We start from the raw sequence: 23,612 nt of genomic DNA, 5'->3' as shown, positions 1-23,612 counted from the left end.
CTTCCGGCGGTTAATGATGAGAGAGTAACGACATGAGATGGATATGTTCTTTAGGTGTCGCCGTCAGCCTGGCGCTGCAGCCTGCGCTGGCAGATGAGTTGTTTGGCAATCACCCGCTTACGCCTGAAGCCCGGGACGCATTTGTCACGGAACTGCTTAAAAAGATGACGGTTGATGAGAAGATCGGCCAGCTGCGTCTGATAAGCGTCGGTCCGGATAACCCGAAAGAGGCCATCCGGGAGATGATCAAAGAAAGCCAGGTGGGCGCCATCTTTAACACCGTCACCCGCCAGGATATCCGCAAAATGCAGGATCAGGTGATGGCGCTTAGCCGCCTGAAGATCCCTCTCTTCTTCGCCTATGACGTGGTACACGGCCAGCGCACCGTCTTCCCTATCAGTCTCGGCCTGGCCTCCTCCTTTAACCTCGATGCGGTGAAAACCGTCGGTCGCGTGTCGGCTTATGAAGCGGCGGATGACGGCCTGAACATGACCTGGGCTCCGATGGTCGATGTCTCGCGCGATCCGCGCTGGGGCCGCGCATCGGAAGGCTTCGGTGAAGATACGTATTTAACCGCCACGATGGGCAAAACCATGGTGGAAGCGATGCAGGGCAAAAGCCCGGCAGACCGCTATTCGGTGATGACCAGCGTCAAACACTTCGCGGCCTATGGCGCAGTGGAGGGCGGTAAAGAGTACAACACTGTCGACATGAGCCCGCAGCGCCTGTTCAACGACTATATGCCGCCGTACAAGGCAGGGCTGGATGCAGGCAGCGGCGCGGTGATGGTGGCGCTTAACTCGCTGAACGGCACGCCGGCGACCTCCGATTCGTGGCTGCTGAAAGACGTGCTGCGTGACCAGTGGGGCTTTAAGGGCATCACCGTGTCTGACCACGGCGCGATTAAAGAGCTGATCAAACACGGCACTGCATCCGACCCGGAAGACGCCGTGCGCGTGGCGCTGAAGTCTGGCATCAACATGAGCATGAGCGATGAATACTACAGCAAATACCTGCCGGGGCTGGTGAAGAGCGGCAAGGTGACGATGGCGGAGCTGGACGATGCCACGCGCCACGTGCTGAACGTGAAATATGACATGGGGTTGTTTAACGATCCTTACAGCCACCTGGGACCAAAAGATTCCGACCCGGCGGACACCAATGCTGAAAGCCGCCTGCACCGCAAAGAAGCGCGTGAAGTGGCGCGCGAAAGCCTGGTGCTGCTGAAGAACCGCCTCGACACGCTGCCGCTGAAAAAATCCGGCACCATTGCCGTGGTGGGCCCACTGGCTGACAGCAAACGCGACGTGATGGGCAGCTGGTCTGCGGCAGGCGTCGCCGATCAGTCCGTGACCGTGCTGACCGGTATCAAGAGCGCCGTCGGTGAAAACGCCAAAGTGGTGTACGCCAAAGGGGCAAACGTCACCAATGATAAAGACATCGTCACCTTCCTCAACCAGTACGAGGAAGCGGTGAAGGTCGATCCGCGCACGCCGAAAGAGATGATCGACGAAGCGGTAAACGCGGCTAAGCAGTCGGACGTCGTTGTCGCGGTCGTGGGCGAAGCGCAGGGGATGGCGCATGAAGCTTCCAGCCGTACCGATATCACTATTCCGCAGAGTCAGCGCGATCTGATTGCCGCCCTGAAAGCCACCGGCAAGCCGCTGGTGCTGGTGCTGATGAACGGTCGTCCGCTGGCGCTGGTGAAAGAAGACCAGCAGGCAGATGCCATACTGGAAACCTGGTTCGCCGGTACCGAAGGCGGTAACGCTATTGCCGACGTGCTGTTTGGCGATTACAACCCGTCCGGCAAGCTGCCGATGTCCTTCCCGCGCTCCGTCGGGCAGATCCCGGTTTATTACAGCCACCTGAACACCGGTCGCCCGTACAACGCCGACAAGCCGAACAAGTACACGTCACGTTACTTCGATGAAGCCAACGGCCCGCTGTATCCGTTTGGTTATGGTCTGAGCTACACCACCTTCAAGGTCTCCGAGGTGAAAATGTCGGCCCCGACCCTGAAGCGTGATGGCAAAGTGACCGCCAGCGTCGAGGTGACCAACACCGGCAAGCGCGAAGGGGCAACGGTGATTCAGATGTACGTGCAGGATGTCACTGCGTCGATGAGTCGTCCCGTGAAGCAGCTGCGTGGTTTCGAAAAGGTTGACCTGAAGCCGGGTGAAACCAAAACCATCAGCTTCCCGATTGACGTGGATGCGCTGAAGTTCTGGAACCAGCAGATGAAATACGATGCGGAACCCGGCAAATTTAACGTGTTTATCGGGGTGGACTCCGCTCGCGTGAATAAAGGCGAGTTCGAACTGCTGTAACCTTTCCTGCCTTTGCATCCCCCCGTCCTGCGGGGGATGCATCTTACCTTATGCTAAAAAGGCATTTTGACGGTTAATTCTGCCGTTTTAAGCTACGCTTTTCTCTCAAGCCTCTGAAAAAGGCAGCAAAAAAATGAGGATAGCGGAATGACGATTATTAAGGGGATGTTGGGATCGGCGGCATTACTGGCGGCGCTGAGTGTGCCGTTACAGGCGGCGGAGCCGGTAAAAGTGGGTTCCAAGATCGATACCGAAGGCGCGCTGCTCGGGAATATTATTTTGCAGGTGCTGGAAAGCCACGGTCTGAAAACCGTCAATAAAGTCCAGCTCGGCACCACGCCCGTGGTGCGCGGGGCGATTACCTCCGGCGAACTGGATATCTACCCGGAATACACCGGCAACGGGGCATTCTTCTTTAAAGATGAAAACGATCCGGCATGGAAAAACGCCAAAGCCGGGTATGAGAAAGTCAAAAAACTCGACGCGGAACAGAACAAACTGGTCTGGCTGACCCCGGCTCCTGCCAACAATACCTGGACCATCGCTGTGCGCAAAGATGTGGCGGAGAAAGGTAAGCTTACCTCACTGACGGATCTTAGCCGCTACCTGAAAGAGAAGGGTGATTTTAAGCTTGCGGCGTCCGCAGAGTTTATCGAGCGTCCTGACGCGTTGCCCGCGTTCGAAAAAGCTTACGGTTTCAAACTCGACCAGGCGCAGTTGCTCTCTCTGGCGGGCGGGGATACTGCGGTGACCATCAAAGCCGCGGCGCAGCAAACCTCGGGTGTTAATGCGGCCATGGCCTACGGTACCGATGGCCCGGTGGCGGCGCTCGGCCTGCAGACCCTGACCGATCCTAAAGGCGTTCAGCCGATTTACGCCCCGACCCCGGTCGTGCGTGAGGCGGTGCTGAAAGCCCATCCGGAGATTGCCGACTGGCTCAAGCCGGTCTTCGAAAAGCTGGATGAAAAAACGCTGCAGCAGCTGAATGCCAGCATTGCCGTCGAGGGACTGGATGCCAAAAAAGTGGCCGCCGACTTCCTGAAACAACAAGGGCTTGTGAAGTAACGGGAAAGGGCTGTGCCAATAAAATGTCATAACCGCGTACTGCTGCTGTTGGCCTGCACGGCCATCGCGGCGGTTGCGTTACCGTTTGTGAATGTCGCCCCTAACCGCCTGATGTCGGGGGAGGGAAAAGCGCTCTGGCAGGTCTGGCCGTTTACGCCGGGGTGGCTGGCGGCGTCGCTGGGCGCGTGGGTGATCCTGTCGCTCTGGCAGGGACGCCCGGCGCAGTGGCTGACGCTGCTCCTCTCCGAAGGGCTGTTTATTATCCTGTTCTGGAGTGCCGGACTGGCGGCGACGCATATGGCGTCGGCGGAAAGTCCACTGGCGAGGACCTCTATAGGCAGCGGCCTCTGGCTCTGGCTGGCGCTCTGTTTGCTGGCCTGCAGCGATGCGATTCGTCGACTCATCTCCAGTGCCGTCTGGCGCTGGGTACTGAATGCGCAGATATGGTGTATACCCTTGTTCCTGCTGTTCAGCGGGGAGCTGAACAATCTCTCGCTGTTAAAAGAGTACGCCAACCGCCAGGAGGTATTTGATGATGCCCTGGCGCAACACCTGACGATCCTCTTCGGCACGCTCCTTCCGGCGCTTCTGCTCGGGATTTCGCTGGGCATGTGGTGTTACCGCCATCCTTCCCGCCAGGGCGGCATTTTTGCCGTGCTCAACGTCATCCAGACGATTCCTTCCGTTGCGCTGTTTGGCCTGCTGATTGCCCCGCTGGCCGGGCTGGTGAAGTCGTTTCCGGTGCTGGGCGCGGCAGGCATCGCCGGAACGGGATTAACCCCGGCGCTTATCGCGCTGGTGCTCTATGCACTGTTGCCGCTGGTGCGCGGCGTGGTCGCGGGGTTAAGCCAGGTCGCGCCGGATGTGCTGGAAAGCGCCCATGCCATGGGGATGAGCGCGCGGCAGTGTTTCTGGAAGATACAGCTCCCGCTGGCGCTACCCCTGCTGCTGCGCAGCCTGCGGGTAGTCGCCGTTCAGACCGTGGGCATGGCGGTGATCGCCGCGCTGATTGGCGCGGGTGGCTTTGGTGCGCTGGTGTTCCAGGGGCTGCTGAGCAGTGCTCTCGATTTGGTGTTGCTGGGCGTGGTGCCCACGATTGCGCTGGCGGTGGTTGTCGACGCGCTGTTTGCCTTATGGCTCGCGCTGCTCAGGAGAAGCGCCAATGATTGAATTTCATGATGTCAGTAAAACCTTTGCGGGTCGCCCGGCGGCGAGCCATCTCAACCTGAACTTTGCCGAAGGCGCGTTTTCCGTGCTGATTGGTACGTCAGGGTCGGGAAAATCCACCACGCTGAAGATGATCAACCGTCTGGTCGAGCATGACAGTGGGCTGATCCGCTTTGCCGGGGAAGAGATCCGCAGTCTGCCGGTGCTGGAGTTGCGCCGTCGGATGGGCTATGCCATTCAGTCCATCGGACTGTTTCCCCACTGGACGGTGGCGCAAAACATTGCCACCGTGCTGCAGCTGGAGAAATGGTCGCGGGCTAAAACGGCTGACCGGGTGGAGGAACTGATGTCTCTGCTGGGGTTAGAGCCTGCCCTGCGCGACCGCTATCCGCACCAGCTTTCCGGTGGGCAGCAGCAGCGCGTGGGCGTGGCGCGCGCGCTGGCGGCCAATCCGCAGGTGTTGCTGATGGACGAACCCTTTGGTGCGCTGGATCCGGTGACGCGCGGGGCGCTGCAGACGGAAATGACCCGTATTCACCGCATTCTCGGAAGGACGATTGTCCTCGTGACGCACGATATTGATGAAGCTCTGCGTCTGGCTGACCATCTGGTCCTGATGGATCACGGCGAAGTGGTGCAGCAGGGCGCGCCGCTCGCGCTGCTGACCAGCCCGAAGAACGACTTTGTGCGTGAGTTTTTTGGCCGCAGCGAGCTGGGCGTCAGGTTGCTCTCCCTGCGCACGGTCGGTGACTATATGCGTCGACAGGATACGTCGCTCGCCGGTGAACCGCTACAGGCGCAAATGACCCTGCGGGATGCTCTCTCCGCGTTTGTGGCGCGCCAGTGTGAAGTGCTACCCGTTTCGGATGCCCGGGGGGCACCGTGCGGAAGCTTACATTTTCGCGATCTGCTGGCCGGGGAGGTGACGCGTGAAGGCTCTGCGTGATCCGCTCCTCTGGCTGGTAGCGCTGTTTGTCGCCTTACTGTTTTTGATGCCTCACAGCGCGGTACTGTTCAGCGCACTTTTCCCTGGGCTGCCGCGCCCGGTGTACCAGCAGGAGAGCTTTATTAATCTCGCCGTGGCGCATCTCTGGCTGGTGGCGATCTCCAGTTCTGTCGCGATTGTGCTGGGCACCGGCGCGGGTATCGCGGTGACCCGGCCTGCCGGGCGGGAGTTTCGTCCCCTGGTGGAAACCATCGCGGCTATTGGACAGACGTTTCCGCCGGTGGCGGTGCTGGCCATTGCGGTGCCGGTCATGGGATTTGGTCAGCAGCCTGCGCTTATCGCGCTGATTTTATACGGGGTGTTGCCCATTCTGCAGGGCACGCTGGCGGGTATTGCGGCTGTCCCGGCATCGGTGTTAAGCGTGGCAGCAGGGATGGGGATGAGTCGCTGGCAGCGGCTGCGCAAGGTGGAACTGCCGCTTGCAGCACCGGTTATCATTGCCGGGATCCGCACGTCGGTGATTATTAACATCGGGACGGCGACCATTGCGTCTACGGTGGGGGCCAATACGCTGGGAACGCCGATCATTATCGGCTTAAGCGGGTTTAACACGGCTTATATTGTGCAGGGGGCGGTGCTGGTCGCGCTGGCGGCTATCGTCGTCGATCGCCTTTTCGAGCGGCTGGCGATGTACCTCAGCCGACACCGCCACGAACAATAAACGAGTACCCTGCCAGCATTACGCCGCCGATACCGCTTACGGCCATCAGGACAAAAAGGGTAATCACGGCCAGTTTGGTTGCCTTCATCATGTGCTCCTGTTGTTAACGGAACAATTATACGGTGAAGCGCGGCTGTTAATGAACCATTAAATGCCGTTATGGCTCATCCGGGCCAAGGGAATAAACCGGATACCCATTCTCACGCCATTCCGTCAGCAGCTGTTGCTGCGTGGCGGACGGCACTTCGCCACACCAGACCAGCAGAGTCTGGCCGTCGAAAAACTCAGGCTTAAGCTGCGCCAGCGAGTGCGCAAGGACATCCACGCGCCAGCCCTGCTGGGTGGCAATCCACGCTTCCAGCCACAGGCGGGTGGTGTCGTGCACGTTCCATCCGACCACCAGCGCATCTTTTCCGGCCTTGTTCTTCGCCGAGGCGAGGCAGACGGCAATGTAGTTAATCAGCACGCCGTCGAGCATGCTGAGCAGCGCCTGCAGGGTGGACTGCTGGCATTGCAGGCGTCGACGGAGCGGAATGAAAAGATGGGCGATGAGCGTCTGTGCCGGATAATCGCGGCCCTGCTCTTTGATCCATGCGCGCAGGCGCTGCACATTACCCGCCTGCAGGAGCCGCAGCAGGGTTTCCTGCTGTTCGCGCCAGAGGTGCTGCGTGTCCGGGTCGTCGTGGCTCAGCAAGGACTTCACTTTACCGACCTGCACGCCGTTGTCTATCCAGCTTTTAATTTCGCGGATCCGGTCGATATCGGCATCGTTGAACAGGCGATGTCCGCCGTCCGTTCTCTGCGGTTTAAGCAATCCATACCGTCGCTGCCACGCCCGTAGGGTAACGGGATTGATATCACAAAGGAGTGCCACTTCACCTATCGTGTAAAGCGCCATATTTGCCCCCTGGCTTACGCGTTCCCAGCTTAACTGTAGACCCACTTTGCCGAACCAGGAAGGATTGATTGATTTTTGAACAAATAATGCGAAGGATGCGCGATGATCGGAAAAAGGTGTGATAACGGACACGATTTTGCGCTTTTTTGGGATGCTTCAAAGAAAGCAAACCTGCAACAGTGTATGTTACGCGTTTTTAGCGTGTGCGGTTTTGAGTATGTACGAGTTTAATCTGGTGCTGCTGTTGCTTCAGCAGATGTGCGTGTTTCTGGTCATCGCCTGGCTGATGAGCAAAACGCGTCTTTTTATCCCGCTGATGCAGGTCACCGTACGTCTGCCGCATAAGCTGCTCTGCTACGTCACCTTCTCTATTTTTTGCATAATGGGGACTTATTTTGGTCTTCATATCGAAGATTCTATCGCCAATACGCGCGCGATCGGCGCGGTGATGGGCGGGCTGCTTGGCGGCCCCGTCGTCGGTGGCCTTGTGGGGTTAACCGGCGGGCTGCATCGTTATTCCATGGGCGGGATGACGGCGCTCAGCTGTATGATCTCTACGATCGTGGAAGGGCTGCTTGGCGGCCTGGTACACAGCTACATGATCAAGCGTGGTCGCCCGGATAAAGTCTTTAGCCCGCTCACTGCCGGGGCGATCACCTTTGTTGCCGAAATGGCGCAGATGGCGATCATCCTGCTGATTGCCCGTCCCTATGACGATGCGCTGCACCTGGTCAGCAGTATTGCGGCCCCGATGATGGTGACTAACACTGTCGGCGCGGCGCTGTTTATGCGCATTCTGCTTGATAAACGCGCCATGTTTGAGAAGTACACCTCGGCCTTTTCTGCCACGGCGTTGAAGGTTGCCGCCTCGACCGAAGGGATCCTGCGCCAGGGGTTCAACGAGGAGAACAGCATGAAGGTGGCGCAGGTGCTCTACAAAGAGCTCGATATCGGCGCGGTCGCCATCACCGATCGCGAAAAGCTGCTGGCGTTTACCGGCACCGGAGACGATCACCATCTGCCAGGCAAACCTATCTCCTCAACCTATACGCTGCGGGCCATTGAAACCGGCGAAGTAGTGTATGCCGATGGTAACGAAGTGCCTTATCGCTGCTCGCTGCATCCGCAGTGTAAGCTGGGCTCCACGCTCGTCATTCCGCTGCGCGGTGAAAATCAGCGGGTGATGGGCACCATCAAGCTGTATGAGGCGAAAAACCGCCTGTTCAGCTCCATCAACCGCACGCTGGGGGAGGGGATCGCTCAGCTGCTGTCAGCGCAAATCCTCGCCGGGCAGTATGAACGGCAGAAAGCCCTGTTAACGCAGTCTGAGATTAAGCTCCTGCATGCGCAGGTTAATCCGCATTTCCTGTTTAATGCCCTGAATACGCTTAAAGCGGTGATCCGCCGCGACAGCGATCAGGCCGCGCAGCTGGTGCAGTTTCTGTCGACCTTTTTCCGCAAGAACCTGAAACGTCCGTCAGAGATAGTGACCCTGTCCGATGAGATTGAGCACGTGAACGCCTATCTGCAGATTGAGCAGGCGCGTTTCCAGTCTCGCCTGCAGGTGTCGCTTTCCGTCCCGGATGACCTGGCGTATCAGCATCTTCCGGCCTTTACCCTGCAGCCTATCGTGGAAAATGCCATCAAACATGGAACTTCGCAGCTGCTCGGGATCGGAGAGATCACGATTGCTGCCAGCCGTTTTAACCATCATCTGGTGCTGGATATTGAAGATAATGCCGGGCTTTATCAGCCTTCCACGTCGGGCGGGCTAGGGATGAGCCTGGTGGATAAACGTCTGCGTGCCCACTTTGGCGACGACTGCGGTATTACCGTGGCCTGTGAGCCGGACCGATTTACCCGTATTACCGTTCGACTGCCGCTGGAGGAAAACGCATGTTAAGAGTGCTGATTGTGGATGATGAGCCGCTGGCACGGGAAAACCTGCGCGTTCTGCTGCAGGAGCAGCCAGATATTGAGGTTGTGGGAGAGTGTGCGAACGCCATTGAGGCCATTGGTGCCGTGCATAAGTTGCGCCCTGACGTGCTGTTCCTCGACATTCAAATGCCGCGTATCAGCGGGCTGGAGATGGTGGGTATGCTCGACCCGGCGCATCGTCCCTACATCGTGTTTCTGACGGCCTTCGACGAGTATGCCGTTAAGGCTTTTGAGGAGCACGCGTTTGATTATTTACTCAAGCCGATTGAAGAGAAGCGGCTGGAAAAGACCCTGAACCGGTTACGCCAGGAGCGAACCGTCCAGGATGTCACGCTGCTGCCAGAGAACCAGCAGCCGCTGAAATTTATCCCGTGCACCGGGCACAGCCGAATCTATCTTTTGCAGATGGATGATGTGGCCTTCGTGAGTAGCCGACTGAGCGGCGTGTTTGTCACCAGTGCAGAGGGAAATGAAGGATTTACCGAACTGACTCTGCGCACGCTGGAGAGCCGCACGCCGCTGATCCGCTGTCATCGCCAGTATCTGGTGAACATGGCGCATCTGAAAGAGATCCGCCTGGAAGACAACGGCCAGGCCGAGCTGGTCCTGCGCGCCGGGCAGACTGTTCCCGTCAGCCGCCGCTATCTGAAAAGTTTGAAAGAGGCGATTGGCCTGTAAAGCTGGTACACTGCGCGCCATTGCATCATCGACATTCGAAGGCTCTATGCTCAGTAACGATATTCTCCGTAGCCTGCGCTACACCCTGAAAGCAAACAACAACGACATGGTGCGCATTCTTGCACTGTCCGACATGGAATCCACGTCTGCAGGCTTTGACACCTGGATGACCAAAGAGGATGAAGAGGGCTTCGTGCGCTGCCCCGACATCATTCTGTCGGGTTTCCTGAACGGTCTGATTTATGACAAGCGTGGCAAAGATGAGTCCGCCCCGGAGCTGGCGCTGGAGCGTCGCGTGAACAACAATACGGTACTGAAAAAGCTGCGCATCGCGTTCTCGCTGAAAACGGACGATATTGTGGCGATCATGACGGAGCAAAAATACCGCGTATCCGTGCCGGAAGTGACTGCCATGATGCGCGCGCCGGACCACAAAAACTACCGCGAGTGCGGTGATCAGTTTCTGCGTAATTTTCTGCGCGGGCTGACCCACCGGGTGCATCACCCTAAAGCGTAAAGACGGCATGGGTGCGGCCTGATGCCCTCACCCCGACCCTCTCCCACAGGGAGAGGGAGAACAAAAAAGCCGGAGATAATCTCCGGCTTTTTTGTTATTTCACCTGCTGACCCGGCTTCGCGCCTTCGTCAGGGCTTAACAGGAAAATGTCTTTCCCGCCGGGGCCTGCGGCCATCACCATCCCCTCAGAGATGCCGAAGCGCATTTTACGCGGTGCCAGGTTCGCCACCATCACGGTCTGACGGCCAATCAGCACCTGTGGATCCGGGTAGGCTGAACGGATTCCGGAGAAGACGTTGCGCTTCTCGCCGCCCAGATCCAGCGTCAGGCGCAGCAGCTTGTCAGAGCCTTCCACGAATTCCGCGTTTTCAATCAGCGCTACGCGCAGGTCAACTTTGGCGAAATCGTCAAAGGTGATGGTTTCCTGAATCGGATCGTCCGCCAGCGGGCCGGTCACCGGTGCTGTAGCGGCCTTCACCTCTTCTTTAGAGGCTTCGACCAGGGCTTCAACCTGCTTCATCTCAATGCGGTTATACAGCGCTTTGAAGGTGTTCACCTTGTGGCTGAGCAGCGGCTGCTGGATAGCATCCCAGGTCAGTTCGGTGTTCAGGAAGGCTTCAGCACGCGCGGCCAGCTGCGGCAGAACCGGTTTCAGCCAGGTCATCAGCACGCGGAACATGTTCAGACCCATGGTGCAGATCGCCTGCAGGTCGGCGTCGCGGCCTTCCTGTTTGGCAACCACCCATGGCGCCTGCTCGTCTACATAGCGGTTGGCAACATCTGCCAGCGCCATGATTTCACGAATGGCTTTACCGAATTCACGGCTTTCCCACGCTTCGCCAACCGCAGCGGCGGCGTCAGTGAAGGTTTTATACAGCTCAGGATCGGCCAGCTCTGCGGAGAGCACGCCGTCAAAGCGTTTGGCGATAAAGCCTGCGTTACGGGACGCCAGGTTCACCACCTTGTTGACGATGTCCGCGTTCACGCGCTGGACGAAATCTTCCAGGTTCAGGTCAATGTCGTCGATGCGAGAGGAGAGCTTCGCCGTGTAGTAGTAGCGCAGGCTGTCCGCGTCGAAGTGGTTCAGCCAGGTGCTGGCTTTAATGAACGTCCCGCGAGATTTAGACATCTTCGCGCCGTTAACCGTCACGTAGCCGTGCACGAACAGGTTGGTCGGCTTGCGGAAGTTGCTGCCTTCCAGCATTGCCGGCCAGAACAGACTGTGGAAGTAAACGATGTCTTTACCGATGAAGTGATACAACTCGGCAGTGGAATCTTTCTTCCAGTATTCGTCGAAGCTGACGGTGTCGCCACGCTTGTCGCACAGGTTCTTGAAGGAGCCCATGTAGCCGATGGGGGCGTCCAGCCAGACGTAGAAGTATTTGCCCGGTGCGTTCGGGATTTCGAAGCCGAAGTACGGCGCATCGCGGGAGATATCCCACTGTTGCAGACCGGATTCGAACCACTCCTGCATCTTGTTCGCCACCTGCTCCTGCAGCGCGCCGCTGCGGGTCCACGCCTGCAGCATTTCGCTGAAGGATGGCAGGTCAAAGAAGAAGTGCTCGGAATCACGCATCACAGGCGTAGCGCCGGACACCACGGATTTCGGCTCGATAAGCTCAGTCGGGCTGTAAGTTGCGCCACACACTTCGCAGTTATCGCCGTACTGATCCGGTGATTTGCATTTCGGGCAGGTGCCTTTGACGAAACGGTCCGGCAGGAACATGCCTTTTTCCGGATCGTACAGCTGAGAGATGGTGCGGTTTTTGATAAAACCGTTCTCTTTCAGACGCGTGTAGATTAGCTCCGACAGCTCACGGTTCTCGTCGCTGTGGGTGGAGTGATAGTTGTCATAGCTGATGTCAAAGCCAGCAAAATCGGTCTGATGCTCCTGACTCATTTCGGCAATCATCTGCTCCGGGGAGATAACCAGCTGCTGCGCTTTCAGCATGATCGGCGTGCCGTGAGCATCGTCTGCACAGATGAAGTTTACCTCGTGGCCGCGCATTCGCTGGTAACGGACCCAGACATCAGCCTGGATATGCTCCAGCATGTGGCCGAGGTGGATTGAGCCGTTGGCGTACGGCAGGGCGCACGTTACCAGAATTTTTTTCGCGACTTGAGTCATAGTAGGCATTACTTCTTTTAACTGTGAAAAGGGTTTTCGATATTACCAAAAGGGGCATTATTAAGTAAGCACAAACCGCGGCCTTTCAGGTAAACTTGTTGTCTAAGGTCTTATTCACAAGAACAAAGGAGTCGGGATGAGTTCTCAATCCCAGGCCAAATCACCGGAAGCCTTACGAGCAATGGTCGCCGGGACGCTGGCTAACTTTCAGCATCCAACCCTGAAACATAATCTCACGACGCTGAAAGCGTTACACCACGTTGCGTGGCTGGACGATACGCTGCACATTGAGCTGCAGATGCCCTTCGTCTGGAGCACCGCCTTTGATGCGCTGAAAGAGCAGACCAGCTCTGAGCTGCTGCGCATTACCGGAGCGAAAGCGATCGACTGGAAGCTGAGCCACAGCATCGCCACGCTGAAGCGTGTGAAGAATCAGCCTGGCGTGAACGGTGTGAAAAACATCATCGCCGTGAGCTCAGGTAAAGGCGGGGTGGGCAAATCGTCTACCGCAGTAAACCTGGCGCTTGCGCTGGCGGCGGAAGGGGCGAAGGTGGGTATTCTCGATGCCGATATCTATGGTCCGTCCATTCCAAACATGCTGGGTGCGGAAAACCAGCGTCCAACCTCGCCGGACGGTACGCATATGGCGCCGATCGTGGCGCATGGGCTGGCGACCAACTCAATCGGTTACCTGGTGACTGACGATAACGCCATGGTCTGGCGCGGCCCGATGGCCAGCAAAGCGCTGATGCAGATGCTGCAGGAAACCATGTGGCCGGATCTCGATTATCTGGTGCTGGATATGCCGCCGGGTACCGGTGATATCCAGCTGACGCTGGCGCAGAACATTCCGGTAACGGGCGCTGTGGTGGTGACCACACCGCAGGACATCGCGCTGATCGACGCCAAAAAAGGCATCGTCATGTTCGAAAAAGTGGAGGTGCCGGTACTTGGTATCGTTGAGAACATGAGCATGCACATCTGCAGCAACTGTGGGCACCACGAGCCAATCTTTGGTACTGGTGGCGCAGAAAAGCTGGCCGAACAGTATCATACCCAACTGCTGGGTCAGATGCCGCTGCATATCACCCTGCGCGAAGATCTGGACAGTGGAAAACCGACGGTTGTTAGCCGTCCGGACAGCGAATTTGCGGATATGTATCGTCAGCTGGCGGGGCGCGTTGCGGCGCAGCTTTACTGGCAGGGCGAAGTCATTCCGAGCGAAATCGCGTTCCGCGCGGTGTAACTCCTCTGCACTTTAATGCCGGGTGGCGCTTCGCTTACCCGGCCTACAAATGGCACCATCACGTAGGTCGGGTAAGGCGAAGCCGCCACCCGACGTTAACCCAGCCGATAATGCATCAGATAGTACTCTCCGTCCGGAGAATCACCCGTTGCCTCAATGTGCCAGCCATGTCGCTGGTAAAACGCAATAGCCCGCCTGTTCTTCACCAGACACTTCAGTGCACCCGTGCTGGTAAACGTTTTCTGTACGTGCTCAAGTAACAGATGTCCGACACCCAGGCTCTGATACTGCGGATCAACAAACAGGTTGTGCAGAAAATTATCGTTGGTCCAGACGGAAGCAAACCCCAGGCGATGGCCGTCCTGCTCTGCAACCCAGATGGCTTCGTCCCGGGTAGCGGCGTCGAAATCTTCCAGATGCCAGCCAGAGTCATCAAGCCAGGGCCAGGCATCGCGTCGGGCGTGGAGATAGAGCGTGCGCAGGAAAGGCCGATCGCTCTCCTGCCACGGACGGATGACGATCGTATCAGCGATGATAGAAGATATCCCCATTATAGGCTTTGTAGATTTTGCCATCTGCATCGCCAATCAGGACGTAGTTTTCGCCCATGTAGGTCCAGTGGGTCCCTGCATCCGGTGCCGGCAGGTTACGCAACTGATACTGTTTGATGGTGTATTCGGGCGTTTGATACTGCGCCGGTGCGGTATCGCCGATTTTGAACTTAGTGAAATCAGCGATGAACTCTTGTTCCTCATAGGCTTTGATGCCTGATGGCGCAGCGGCGGTTTGCGGGGCAGAAAATGCGGGTCCCGCCAGAGACAGTAATACACCCAGAAGCAGCAATTTACGCTTAGCCATTTTTTCTCCAGTGATATCGTTACAGATGTTTTGTCTGCGGGCGCGCGTATGAAGCAAGGCAGACAGTCCATTTTAAGGATCAACGCAAGCCGTGTATGAAAAAAATGTAACAAAAATGGACGGTTTTGTGTAGTCGAACCGTGTGGGTCTTATTTGTGTGGTCGATATTTACCATTACTAATATTTGTTATTTTTATTAATCTATTCTGAAAATAACTTTTAGCATCAAAATTGCGCGGTTAAGCGAATGCTTTACTGAGGAATACCCTTTAGTATCGCCTTCGGATGAAGTGATATTACTTTTGATTTTATTAGACGATTGTGCATCGGCTCAGTTTTTTAAAGCGAATGTATTCGTTTTTAGAATTTCATGGTAATGCCATTAAAATAATAACTAATTATATTTCATGGTGTTAGTTGCATTCTTTTTGCAGATGTAACGCCTGGCGCAACGATAAACCAACATTTTATATAAATGAAAAACACAACTGCATTCCCACTACTCTTTCTTTTTCTTAGCCAGTTAACAGGGTGTGTATTTTCACCGGGTCAGCACTTAAGTCTGTCTGGAAAAAAAGTTACGCCGAGTGAAGGAATTAATCATCAACTGGATAAACGTGTAGAAATTTTTCCAGTGACCCCTGGGTTGATTGAAAAACTGCGTCCGCCCGTATCGAAATCTCAGGCGAATCCTAATCTGGATGAGCAGCTCAAAAACTGGGAATACCGTATTGGCACAGGCGACATCCTGACGGTCACCGTCTGGGATCACCCTGAATTAACGACGCCTGCCGGGCAGTATCGTAGCGCGAGCGATGCGGGCAACTGGGTCAACGCCGACGGTACGCTTTTTTACCCCTATGTCGGTAAGCTGCACGTAGCGGGCAAAACAGTTTCACAGATACGTGAAGAGATTACCGCGCGACTGGATAAGGTCATTGAGAGCCCTCAGGTGGATGTCAGCATAGCCTCCTTCCGTTCGCAAAAAGCCTATATCACTGGTGAGGTAGAGAAATCGGGCCAGCAGCCCATTACCAATATTCCACTGACGGTGATGGATGCAGTCAACGCTGCTGGTGGGCTATCTGCGGATGCCGACTGGCGGAATGTGGTACTCACGCATAATGGTCAGGACTCACGCCTTTCCCTCTATGCCCTGATGCAGCACGGCGATTTAACGCAAAACAAGCTGCTTTATCCTGGCGATATCTTGTTTGTTCCCCGAAACGACGCGCTGAAAGTGTTCGTGATGGGGGAGGTGGTTAAACAGAGCACCCTTAAAATGGATCGTAGCGGCATGACGCTGGCCGAAGCGCTGGGAAATGCTGGCGGCTTAAACCAGAACATGGCCGATGCCACCGGCATTTTTGTTATTCGACAGGTAGCGAAAAAAGGCGACGCGGACAAAATTGCCAACATCTATCAACTGAATGCAGAAGATGCGTCAGCCATGGTACTAAGCACGGAATTTCAGCTGGAGCCGTATGACATTGTCTATGTGACCACCGCACCGCTTTCACGCTGGAATCGCGTCATTACCCAACTGGTGCCGACTATCACAGGTGTTCACGATCTGACCGAAACCGTCCGCTATATCAGATCGTGGCCGCAATAATGTTCAATTCAATCTTAGTGGTTTGCACAGGCAATATTTGCCGTTCGCCAATGGGTGAACGGCTGTTGCGCCAGCAGCTACCCGGCAGGCAGGTGACCTCGGCAGGTATCTTCGGTCTCGAAGGATGCCCGGCGGATGCCGCTGCGCAGGCCGTGGCCTGGCGTCATGGTATTTCGCTGGAGGGGCATGTTGCCCGCAAGGTGACGCGTAGCCTGTTACAAAAATCCGATTTGATTCTGGTGATGGAGCCGAAACACCTTCGTTTTATCGCCACTATGGCCCCGGAGAACCGGGGAAAATCGCTGCTATTTGGACAATGGCTGGAAACCAAGGACATTCCCGACCCGTATCACAAAAGTCGTGAAGCCTTCGAATATGTTTTCAACCAATTGGGAAAAGCCAGTCAGGAATGGGCTCGTCGTTTGAGTCAACAAGGAATGAAGCAGTAATGTCGTCTTCTAAATCAGACAAATTTGGTGCTGCGACACCGCAGAATAATGAAATCGATCTCATTCAGTTGCTTGCTGAGATGTTTGATCACCGGATCATGATTGCGTGTATCACACTCCTGTTCACGGTATGTGCGGGGATTTATGCATTCAGCGCCACGCCAGTTTATCAGGCTGATGCCCTGGTGCAGGTCGAGGCGAAGCAGGATAACTCGCTACTTAAAAGCTTAAGCCAGTTCGGGTCCGATCTCTCCCCCGATGTCGCCCCAGAACTTCTGCTCCTTAAATCACGGATGATTCTGGGAGAGACCGTTGATCAACTCGGGCTAACATACCACGTTAAGCGGCGCGTACTCCCTGTTATCGGTCCTGTGTGGGAACAGATTCGGGGACGAAAATCTGATGAAATAACGATTGGCGCACTGACTATTCCGCTTCTGGAAGGTGAGCCACAAACGCTTTTACTCACCGTACAGGACCAGGGGCGATTTCATCTTGAGGGAAAGACGCTGGCTGTAGACGGCGTTGTGGGAAAAGCGCTGGTTAAAGATGGGGTATCTCTGCTGGTGACATCCCTCGATTCGGTTCCGGGTACCCAATTTATCCTCAAAACCGTCACGAAACTTGAAGCGATCAACGCCATTCAAAAGAGGCTTACGGTTGCTGAATCGGCGAAACAGAGCGGTATGATCGCGTTAACCATAGCGGGTGAAGACCCCAGTAAGATCGCCAGAGTGCTTAATACAATCGCTGAAAATTATCTCAGCCAGAATATCGCGCGTCAGGAAGCTCAAGATACCCGGAGCCTGACGTTTTTACAGACTCAATTACCGAAGATCAGTCGGGAGCTGGATGAAGCCGAAGCACGACTGAATGCCTACAGAGAGAAGCGTGATTCTGTCGACTTGTCTCTGGAGGCAAAGTCGGTTCTTGATCAGGTTGTTAATGTGGAAAACCAGCTTAACGAGCTGACATTCCGCGAAGCAGAGGTTTCTCAGCTTTTCAAGAAGGATCACCCCACTTACCGCGCGTTACGGGAAAAGAAACAAACGCTCGAGCAGGAGCGTACGCGCCTCAACAAACGCGTTTCAGCCATGCCCTCCACGCAGCAGGAAATATTACGCCTGAGTCGTGACGTGGAATCCGGGCGTACCATCTACCTGCAGCTTCTGACGCGGCAGCAGGAGCTGAATATCTCCCGCTCCAGCGCGATTGGAAACGTGCGGATCATTGACCCGGCCGTGACGCAGCCCATTCCGATTAAACCGCGTAAAGCGCTTATTATTGTGCTGGGCATGCTGATGGGGTTAATGCTCTCGACCGGAACGGTTTTCGTGCGTTCGGCCTTTAAGCGGGGCATTACGTCATCTGAGCAACTTGAAGTGCAGGGAATACCGCTTCTGGCGACGCTCCCGCGCTCAGTCTGGCTCTGGAAAAAGACGCATCTGCGCAGGCGGAACCTGTTTGCTTCCCACTGGAAACACAGAACATCAAACGTACCTTTCCTGCCTGTTGACCGGCCGACCGATATGTTTATCGAAGCGGTGCGCGGGCTCCGTACCAGTCTGCATTTTACGATGATGGATGCAACAAACCGGATCGTAGTGGTGTCAGGCCCTACGCAGGACTGCGGAAAGACCCTGGTCAGTACCTCACTGGCGTCGATTGCGGCTCAGGCGGGACAGCGAGTCTTGTTTATTGATGCGGATATGCGCAAGGGGTATGTCCACAATATTTTCAAACTGAACAATCATCTTGGATTGTCCAGCGTGCTCGGAGGAAACGTAGAATGGCAGGACGCGGTTCAACGCTTTGACAAAGGCGGTTTTGATGTCCTGACCTGCGGACCCCGGCCTTCACATCCCGTTGATTTGCTCATGAGTGAACGCTTCCAGGCGGTAATGTCACGGATCGACACACTTTATGACATCGTCATTATCGACACCCCACCCGTACTTGCCGTGACGGATGCATTGCTGATCACCAGAGCCGCGGCCACCACGCTACTGGTTGCCCGTTTTGGAAAAACCAGCGGTAAAGAGGTCGAGCACTCACTGAAGCGTCTGCGGCAAACGGGCGTGCAGGTGAATGGCGCCATCCTCAACGATATCGTGAAATCCGCTGCGCTCTATTACAACTCGGGGTATAGCCACTACGACTACGGTTACACTCAGGAATAAGCGTGGCGCGACACTTCTTTACAGCACCGCGCCGAACAGCCCGTTAAGATGACCTCCGTTACAACGAGAGGTCATAATGGATAACCGTAAATTGAGTCGACTGCGCCGTTGGGCGCGGGAAGGGATCATTTTCTTTTTGCTCGCGCTGGCCGTGATGTGGGGCGTGGATCAATACCGCAAGCCCACACTCCCCGCCAGTTTTAGCGCCACCCCAATGCAAAGCATTGACGGAAAGCGCCACGATATCGAAGCGCTCAGCCAGGAGCGGCCACTGCTGATCTACGTCTGGGCAACGTGGTGTAGCATCTGCCGTTATACGACACCGGCGGTGGATAAGCTGGCAGAAGAGGGCGGTAACGTCATCAGTATTGCCATGCGTTCCGGTGATGATGCGAAGCTGGCTCGCTGGGTCGAGAAGAAAAGCCTGAGTATGCCGGTGATTAACGATGCAAACGGTGCGGTGTCACAACAGTGGCAGGTGAGCGTAACGCCGACGCTGGTGATTGTATCGAAGGGGAATGTGGTCAGTACCACAACGGGCTGGACGAGCTACTGGGGATTAAAAGTCAGGATGTGGTGGGCAGGTCTGTAAAAATAACCCCTCTCCCGGTGGAAGAGGGGTTTTGTATTACTTAGCCAGAACTTCCTGCGCGGTGCGCTCAACCAAAGACAGCAGGGTTTTAATATCCTCCAGCGTCACGGTTGGGTTCAGCAGCGTAAGCTTCAGGCAGGTAACGCCGTTATGCTCGGTCACACCGACGTTCGCGCGACCAGACTCCAGCAGCGCATCACCAATTTTCTGGTTCAGCAGGGCGATACCCGCATCGTCCATCTGCACCTGGCCACGGAAGCGGAACAGCACGCTTGCCAGCTGTGGCTGCATAACCAGTTCCAGAGCAGGCTGCTCTTTCACGTAGGCGGCAACCTGCTGCGCCAGCGTCACGCCGTGATCGATGATCGCGGCGTATTGCTCCTGACCCAGTGCTTCCAGGCTCATCCACAGCTTCAGCGCGTCGAAACGACGGGTCGTCTGCAGAGATTTGGACACCAGGTTTGGCACGCCCGCCTCTTCGTCGAACTCAGAGTTCAGGTAGGCAGCCTGATAGCGCATCAGTTCATAGTGACGTGCTTCTTTCAGCAGGAACGCGCCGCAGCTGATGGTCTGGAAGAACTGCTTGTGGAAGTCCAGCGTGACGGAATCCACCAGCTCAATACCGTCCAGGTAATGACGATACTGCTCAGACATCAGCAGCGCCCCGCCCCAGGCCGCATCAACGTGTACCCAGATGTTCTGCTTCGCCGCCAGTTCAGCAATCGCACGCAGCGGGTCGATAGCACCGGCATCGGTGGTACCGGCTGTCGCGACGATCGCCAGAATCTGCTCGCCGTTCGCGTTGCACTGCGCAATTTTCGCCGCCAGATCGGACAGATCCATACGGGAGAATTCATCCGTTTTCACCTGCACCACGGACTGGTAGCCCAGACCCATCAGCGCCATGTTTTTCTGCACGGAGAAGTGCGCGTTTTCGGAGCACAGTACGCGGATCTTACGCAGATCGCCCACCAGACCGTCCTGCTGAACGGAGTGACCCTGACGCGCGAAGAACGCATCACGGGCCAGCATCAGACCCATCAGGTTGCTCTGAGTGCCGCCGCTGGTGAAAACACCTGCGTCGCCAGCCTGATAACCCACGCGGGTACGCAGCCATTCGATCAGTTTGATCTCAATGATGGTTGCGGACGGGCTTTGATCCCAGGAGTCCATACTCTGGTTAGTGGCGTTAATCAGCACTTCTGCCGCCTGGCTTACGACCAGACTTGGGCAGTGCAGGTGCGCCACACACTGTGGGTGATGAACGGACAAGCTGTCTTTCAGGAAGAACTCGACGGCGCGTTCAATCGCCGCTTCGTTGCCCAGCCCTTTCGGGTTGAAATCCAGCTTAATACGGTCGCGCAGTTCCGCGACCGTTTTGCCCTGGTACATCTCAGGCTGTTTCAGCCACTGCATCACAGCCTGAGTGCTTTGTTCAATCGCCTGCTGATAAGCGTCAATGCTCTGCGCAGAGGAGAACAAAATTGGGTTTGAATCTGACATCGTAATCAACTACTCCGGTTACGCCGGGCGAACGCCCGCAGCAAGCAGTGCCTGCTCGAATTTATCCAGGAAGATTTTCAGCTCTTCATCGCTGATCAGCAGAGAAGGCAGCAGACGCAGAACGATACCGTTGCGACCACCACGTTCCAGAATCAGACCGGCTTCGAAGCATTTCTTCTGAATCAGTGCAGACAGCTCTCCGTCGCCCGGGAAGCAACCCATGTGGTCAGCCGCTTCGTGTGGCTTAACGATCTCAATACCGATCATCATGCCCAGACCGCGAACGTGGCCGATGACCGGATAACGTTTCGCCATCTCTTTCAGCTGGCCTTTCAGCCATTCGCCCTGTGCAGCCACTTTGCCTGCGATGTTCTGGTCTTTCAGGATTTTCAGCGTCGTCAGACCGGTTGCCATCGCCAGCTGGTTGCCGCGGAAGGTGCCGGTGTGGTGACCCGGTGCCCATGCGTCGAACTGCTTTTTGATACCGAGCACGGCCAGCGGCAGACCGCCGCCAACGGCTTTAGACATCACGATAATGTCTGGCTCAATGCCCGCGTGTTCGAAGGCGAAGAATTTACCGGTACGGGCAAAGCCTGCCTGAACTTCATCGAGGATCAGCAGAATGCCATGTTCCTGCGTCACTTTACGGATGCGCTGCAGCCACTCAGCCGGAGCCGGGTTCACGCCGCCTTCACCCTGAACGGCTTCGAGGATCACCGCTGCAGGTTTACGCACGCCGCTTTCAACGTCGTTAATCAGGTTGTCGAAGTAGTAGGTCAGCGCTTTAACACCCGCTTCACCACCGATACCCAGTGGGCAGCGGTATTCGTGCGGATAAGGCATGAACTGCACTTCTGGCATCATACCGTCAACCGCTTCTTTCGGAGAGAGGTTACCCGTCACGGACAGTGCGCCGTGGGTCATCCCGTGGTAACCACCTGAGAAGCTGATGATACCGCTACGGCCGGTCACTTTTTTCGCCAGCTTCAGCGCCGCTTCAACGGCGTCAGCACCGGATGGACCGGTGAACTGCAGGCAGTACTCTTTGCCCTGACCCGGCAGCAGAGAGAGCAGGTATTCAGAAAACGCGTCTTTCAGAGGCGTCGTCAGATCCAGTGTATGTAACGGCAAGCCGCTGGTAATGACATTTTGGATGCTTTTCAGCACATCAGGATGGTTATGTCCAAGCGCAAGGGTCCCTGCACCTGCTAAACAGTCAAGGTATTCTTTATTATCTGCATCGGTGATCCACACGCCTTCTGCTTTAGTGATCGCTAAAGGCAGTTTGCGCGGATAACTCCTGACGTTAGATTCAAACTCGGCCTGACGGGCCAGATAGGTTTCGTTGCTTTTGTGGGCATCTACAGTGTCAATACGGACTTTATCCGTCATCATATCACTCCTACAACCGCCGCTTCGTTATGAGCCACGATTGAATAAAAAGTTAAAAAACAGATGGGGCCTGAAAAAAACGCCGCCAATATAGAGCCTTTTGCCACGGGGCTCAATGGTTAATTTGTTTACTGTTTTGTGACATGGGTTACAGGGGCGGGTTTATCCCCGTTTAAGGAGAGGAAATTACACTTTATGGTAAATAAAAACAGCCTGTTACGTACTTTACGCCCTGATTGTAAAATCATAAAAAAGAGTGTGGCAAATTGTGCGATTCGCTTGATGAAAAGGAGGTAAGCCGCCTCCTTTGCACGCTTATTTCTGCGACCTGTGCAAAAAGCTGCGGTCAGGATGCATGCGCAACGGAATCACGCTTTAAATATGGACTTTCAACACGTGTGGTTTCCAGGTGTTGCTCACCGTTAATAATATGCAGGGCGCTCAGGCGACCAATTTCATAATGCGGCAACTGAACCGTAGAGAGCGGAGGGAGGAAGAGTTCCCCAATGCCGACCATATTGTCGTAGCCGATAACCGCGACATCCTCGGGAATGCGAAGCCCTTGCGCCAGTAGCGTCTGATAGACCATCAACGCGATGCGGTCGTTGCCGCAGATCACGGCGTCGAACCGTGGGACACCATTCTGGATGCGCGCCAGCAACACTGAGGGAATGTCACGATAGTGCTCATCGCCGGGCGCCATATAGTTGTGCTCCAGGCTATCCGGGTCGATTCCCGCTTCAAGGCATGCGCGTTCCAGCCCCTGACGGCGTCGGGTTGTGGCCAGGTGGCCCGCAGGCAAATGCAGGCAGAGTGGTTGTTGATAGCCCTCCGCAAGCAACGCGCGTACGGCGGTGTACTGCCCCAGTTCGTCATCTGGAATATAGCTGGCTACCCGTTCACCGTCACTTTCGCAATTGGCCAACACACAGGGCAGGGTGAGCAACTTAGCCGGGAGAGGAACCTGACGTAGCCCCATGGTGGTGTAAATAATCCCGTCAGGCCGATGAGACAGGAGAAGGTCGACAATGGCGTCCGGGTTATCATCGCTAAACATATTCATCACGAAGCTGTTCCAGCCGTGCATCCTGGCGGTCTCTTCAATGGACAGCGTAATCTCCACCGAGAAAGGTGTCGTCACCGTATCAAGGGCCAGCACGCCGATGGTTTTAGGTGAGGCATGTGCACCACGTATCTTCTTGGCGGACAGATCGGGCACATAGTTGGTCTGCTCGATGGCCCGATGTACGCGCGCCAGCGTTTCCGGTTTTAGGCGCTCCGGGCTGTTAAGCGCACGTGATACGGTCATCAGAGACACGTTCGCCAGCTTTGCGACGTCCTTCAGGGAAGCCATTTTCTTACTCCGTCAATGATCTGTAAGAGAGAATA

General features: G+C 55.8%; 21 protein-coding genes. 13 read left to right on the top strand and 8 right to left on the bottom strand.

Annotated elements, in window-relative coordinates; all coding sequences use genetic code 11:
* Positions 1 to 32 precede the first annotated feature (32 nt).
* The 5 genes from bglX to ACMGGM_RS06070 all read left to right on the top strand — a co-directional run bounded on the left by bglX (position 33) and on the right by ACMGGM_RS06070 (position 6,229).
* Positions 33 to 2,330: a beta-glucosidase BglX gene (bglX, locus tag ACMGGM_RS06090; protein ID WP_063614552.1), complete on the top strand. Its 2,298-nt coding sequence runs from the start codon at positions 33 to 35 to the stop codon at positions 2,328 to 2,330.
* 147 nt (positions 2,331 to 2,477) lie between these two features.
* Positions 2,478 to 3,395: an ABC transporter substrate-binding protein gene (locus ACMGGM_RS06085; RefSeq protein WP_014884549.1), complete on the top strand. Its 918-nt coding sequence runs from the start codon at positions 2,478 to 2,480 to the stop codon at positions 3,393 to 3,395.
* Between the two features lie 12 nt (positions 3,396 to 3,407).
* Complete coding sequence (locus ACMGGM_RS06080) at positions 3,408 to 4,565, top strand: ABC transporter permease (RefSeq protein ID WP_059373547.1); 1,158 nt, start codon at positions 3,408 to 3,410, stop codon at positions 4,563 to 4,565.
* Positions 4,558 to 5,508, top strand: a complete 951-nt coding sequence (locus tag ACMGGM_RS06075; RefSeq protein ID WP_014884547.1) for an ABC transporter ATP-binding protein — start codon at positions 4,558 to 4,560, stop codon at positions 5,506 to 5,508. Before ACMGGM_RS06080 ends, ACMGGM_RS06075 begins: the two co-directional genes overlap by 8 nt.
* Positions 5,492 to 6,229 carry an ABC transporter permease gene (locus ACMGGM_RS06070; protein WP_063943706.1) on the top strand — a complete coding sequence of 246 codons (738 nt, stop codon included), beginning with the start codon at positions 5,492 to 5,494 and terminating at the stop codon, positions 6,227 to 6,229. Before ACMGGM_RS06075 ends, ACMGGM_RS06070 begins: the two co-directional genes overlap by 17 nt.
* Here ACMGGM_RS06070 and ACMGGM_RS06065 read toward each other — a convergent pair.
* Positions 6,204 to 6,317, bottom strand: a complete 114-nt coding sequence (locus ACMGGM_RS06065) for a protein YohO (RefSeq protein WP_010433613.1) — start codon at positions 6,315 to 6,317, stop codon at positions 6,204 to 6,206. The genes ACMGGM_RS06070 and ACMGGM_RS06065 overlap by 26 nt on opposite strands.
* Positions 6,318 to 6,386: 69 nt before the next feature.
* Positions 6,387 to 7,127: an HTH-type transcriptional regulator MlrA gene (gene mlrA, locus ACMGGM_RS06060; protein ID WP_014884545.1), complete on the bottom strand. Its 741-nt coding sequence runs from the start codon at positions 7,125 to 7,127 to the stop codon at positions 6,387 to 6,389.
* Positions 7,128 to 7,344: 217 nt separating this feature from the next.
* On the opposite strand from mlrA, the gene ACMGGM_RS06055 reads away from it, so the two are divergent.
* The 3 genes from ACMGGM_RS06055 to ACMGGM_RS06045 are packed head-to-tail and all read left to right on the top strand — an operon-like array spanning position 7,345 to position 10,260.
* Positions 7,345 to 9,030 carry a sensor histidine kinase gene (locus ACMGGM_RS06055; RefSeq protein WP_047625315.1) on the top strand — a complete coding sequence of 562 codons (1,686 nt, stop codon included), beginning with the start codon at positions 7,345 to 7,347 and terminating at the stop codon, positions 9,028 to 9,030.
* The gene (gene btsR, locus ACMGGM_RS06050; protein WP_014884543.1) at positions 9,024 to 9,743 is read left to right on the top strand and encodes a two-component system response regulator BtsR; all 720 of its coding nucleotides are present in this window, start codon (positions 9,024 to 9,026) and stop codon (positions 9,741 to 9,743) included. Before ACMGGM_RS06055 ends, btsR begins: the two co-directional genes overlap by 7 nt.
* Positions 9,744 to 9,789: 46 nt before the next feature.
* Complete coding sequence (locus ACMGGM_RS06045; RefSeq protein ID WP_014884542.1) at positions 9,790 to 10,260, top strand: DUF1456 family protein; 471 nt, start codon at positions 9,790 to 9,792, stop codon at positions 10,258 to 10,260.
* A gap of 94 nt (positions 10,261 to 10,354) precedes the next feature.
* On the opposite strand, the gene metG is transcribed toward ACMGGM_RS06045, so the two are convergent.
* Positions 10,355 to 12,388: a methionine--tRNA ligase gene (gene metG / locus ACMGGM_RS06040; protein ID WP_063943704.1), complete on the bottom strand. Its 2,034-nt coding sequence runs from the start codon at positions 12,386 to 12,388 to the stop codon at positions 10,355 to 10,357.
* A 136-nt stretch (positions 12,389 to 12,524) separates the two neighbouring features.
* Here metG and apbC point away from each other — a divergent pair, with 136 nt between their 5' ends.
* Positions 12,525 to 13,634 (top strand): iron-sulfur cluster carrier protein ApbC, encoded by a 1,110-nt coding sequence (apbC, locus tag ACMGGM_RS06035; RefSeq protein ID WP_023330911.1) that lies wholly within the window; start codon positions 12,525 to 12,527, stop codon positions 13,632 to 13,634.
* Between the two features lie 95 nt (positions 13,635 to 13,729).
* On the opposite strand, the gene ACMGGM_RS06030 is transcribed toward apbC, so the two are convergent.
* Both ACMGGM_RS06030 and ACMGGM_RS06025 read right to left on the bottom strand, forming a co-directional pair.
* Positions 13,730 to 14,185 carry a GNAT family N-acetyltransferase gene (locus ACMGGM_RS06030; protein ID WP_237766989.1) on the bottom strand — a complete coding sequence of 152 codons (456 nt, stop codon included), beginning with the start codon at positions 14,183 to 14,185 and terminating at the stop codon, positions 13,730 to 13,732.
* Positions 14,160 to 14,492 carry an RcnB family protein gene (locus ACMGGM_RS06025; RefSeq protein WP_050862514.1) on the bottom strand — a complete coding sequence of 111 codons (333 nt, stop codon included), beginning with the start codon at positions 14,490 to 14,492 and terminating at the stop codon, positions 14,160 to 14,162. The genes ACMGGM_RS06030 and ACMGGM_RS06025 overlap by 26 nt, the downstream gene beginning before the upstream one ends.
* Before the next feature lie 475 nt (positions 14,493 to 14,967).
* Between ACMGGM_RS06025 and ACMGGM_RS06020 the strand changes: the two genes are divergently transcribed.
* From ACMGGM_RS06020 to ACMGGM_RS06005, 4 genes are all read left to right on the top strand, one after another.
* Positions 14,968 to 16,107, top strand: a complete 1,140-nt coding sequence (locus ACMGGM_RS06020) for a polysaccharide export protein (RefSeq protein WP_023337539.1) — start codon at positions 14,968 to 14,970, stop codon at positions 16,105 to 16,107.
* Positions 16,107 to 16,556 (top strand): phosphotyrosine protein phosphatase, encoded by a 450-nt coding sequence (locus ACMGGM_RS06015; RefSeq protein ID WP_023330908.1) that lies wholly within the window; start codon positions 16,107 to 16,109, stop codon positions 16,554 to 16,556. Before ACMGGM_RS06020 ends, ACMGGM_RS06015 begins: the two co-directional genes overlap by 1 nt.
* Complete coding sequence (locus ACMGGM_RS06010) at positions 16,556 to 18,736, top strand: polysaccharide biosynthesis tyrosine autokinase (protein WP_045135124.1); 2,181 nt, start codon at positions 16,556 to 16,558, stop codon at positions 18,734 to 18,736. The genes ACMGGM_RS06015 and ACMGGM_RS06010 overlap by 1 nt, the downstream gene beginning before the upstream one ends.
* Before the next feature lie 76 nt (positions 18,737 to 18,812).
* Positions 18,813 to 19,328: a protein disulfide oxidoreductase gene (locus ACMGGM_RS06005; RefSeq protein WP_032636035.1), complete on the top strand. Its 516-nt coding sequence runs from the start codon at positions 18,813 to 18,815 to the stop codon at positions 19,326 to 19,328.
* A 36-nt stretch (positions 19,329 to 19,364) separates the two neighbouring features.
* Here ACMGGM_RS06005 and ACMGGM_RS06000 read toward each other — a convergent pair whose 3' ends face one another.
* From ACMGGM_RS06000 to ACMGGM_RS05990, 3 genes are all read right to left on the bottom strand, one after another.
* Positions 19,365 to 20,831 (bottom strand): pyridoxal phosphate-dependent decarboxylase family protein, encoded by a 1,467-nt coding sequence (locus tag ACMGGM_RS06000; protein WP_014884534.1) that lies wholly within the window; start codon positions 20,829 to 20,831, stop codon positions 19,365 to 19,367.
* An 18-nt stretch (positions 20,832 to 20,849) separates the two neighbouring features.
* The gene (locus tag ACMGGM_RS05995) at positions 20,850 to 22,226 is read right to left on the bottom strand and encodes a diaminobutyrate--2-oxoglutarate transaminase (protein ID WP_014884533.1); all 1,377 of its coding nucleotides are present in this window, start codon (positions 22,224 to 22,226) and stop codon (positions 20,850 to 20,852) included.
* A gap of 343 nt (positions 22,227 to 22,569) precedes the next feature.
* The gene (locus ACMGGM_RS05990; protein WP_014884532.1) at positions 22,570 to 23,577 is read right to left on the bottom strand and encodes a LacI family DNA-binding transcriptional regulator; all 1,008 of its coding nucleotides are present in this window, start codon (positions 23,575 to 23,577) and stop codon (positions 22,570 to 22,572) included.
* Positions 23,578 to 23,612: the final 35 nt, after the last annotated feature.

This window comes from Enterobacter sp. BNK-14, assembly GCF_047456095.1.
Classification (GTDB): domain Bacteria; phylum Pseudomonadota; class Gammaproteobacteria; order Enterobacterales; family Enterobacteriaceae; genus Enterobacter; species Enterobacter kobei.
Note: the sequence above shows the minus strand (reverse complement) of the source record. Positions and strands in the feature narration are given on the sequence as shown.

Excerpts from the sequence above, each read along its gene's own strand:
- bglX (WP_063614552.1), top strand. The coding sequence starts at position 33 with ATGAGATGGATATGTTCTTTAGGTGTCGCCGTCAGCCTGGCGCTGCAG.
- ACMGGM_RS06085 (WP_014884549.1), top strand. The coding sequence starts at position 2,478 with ATGACGATTATTAAGGGGATGTTGGGATCGGCGGCATTACTGGCGGCG.
- ACMGGM_RS06075 (WP_014884547.1), top strand. The coding sequence starts at position 4,558 with ATGATTGAATTTCATGATGTCAGTAAAACCTTTGCGGGTCGCCCGGCG.
- ACMGGM_RS06065 (WP_010433613.1), bottom strand. The coding sequence starts at position 6,317 with ATGAAGGCAACCAAACTGGCCGTGATTACCCTTTTTGTCCTGATGGCC.
- mlrA (WP_014884545.1), bottom strand. The coding sequence starts at position 7,127 with ATGGCGCTTTACACGATAGGTGAAGTGGCACTCCTTTGTGATATCAAT.
- ACMGGM_RS06055 (WP_047625315.1), top strand. The coding sequence starts at position 7,345 with ATGTACGAGTTTAATCTGGTGCTGCTGTTGCTTCAGCAGATGTGCGTG.
- btsR (WP_014884543.1), top strand. The coding sequence starts at position 9,024 with ATGTTAAGAGTGCTGATTGTGGATGATGAGCCGCTGGCACGGGAAAAC.
- ACMGGM_RS06045 (WP_014884542.1), top strand. The coding sequence starts at position 9,790 with ATGCTCAGTAACGATATTCTCCGTAGCCTGCGCTACACCCTGAAAGCA.
- metG (WP_063943704.1), bottom strand. The coding sequence starts at position 12,388 with ATGACTCAAGTCGCGAAAAAAATTCTGGTAACGTGCGCCCTGCCGTAC.
- apbC (WP_023330911.1), top strand. The coding sequence starts at position 12,525 with ATGAGTTCTCAATCCCAGGCCAAATCACCGGAAGCCTTACGAGCAATG.
- ACMGGM_RS06030 (WP_237766989.1), bottom strand. The coding sequence starts at position 14,185 with ATGGGGATATCTTCTATCATCGCTGATACGATCGTCATCCGTCCGTGG.
- ACMGGM_RS06025 (WP_050862514.1), bottom strand. The coding sequence starts at position 14,492 with ATGGCTAAGCGTAAATTGCTGCTTCTGGGTGTATTACTGTCTCTGGCG.
- ACMGGM_RS06020 (WP_023337539.1), top strand. The coding sequence starts at position 14,968 with ATGAAAAACACAACTGCATTCCCACTACTCTTTCTTTTTCTTAGCCAG.
- ACMGGM_RS06015 (WP_023330908.1), top strand. The coding sequence starts at position 16,107 with ATGTTCAATTCAATCTTAGTGGTTTGCACAGGCAATATTTGCCGTTCG.
- ACMGGM_RS06010 (WP_045135124.1), top strand. The coding sequence starts at position 16,556 with ATGTCGTCTTCTAAATCAGACAAATTTGGTGCTGCGACACCGCAGAAT.
- ACMGGM_RS06005 (WP_032636035.1), top strand. The coding sequence starts at position 18,813 with ATGGATAACCGTAAATTGAGTCGACTGCGCCGTTGGGCGCGGGAAGGG.
- ACMGGM_RS06000 (WP_014884534.1), bottom strand. The coding sequence starts at position 20,831 with ATGTCAGATTCAAACCCAATTTTGTTCTCCTCTGCGCAGAGCATTGAC.
- ACMGGM_RS05995 (WP_014884533.1), bottom strand. The coding sequence starts at position 22,226 with ATGATGACGGATAAAGTCCGTATTGACACTGTAGATGCCCACAAAAGC.
- ACMGGM_RS05990 (WP_014884532.1), bottom strand. The coding sequence starts at position 23,577 with ATGGCTTCCCTGAAGGACGTCGCAAAGCTGGCGAACGTGTCTCTGATG.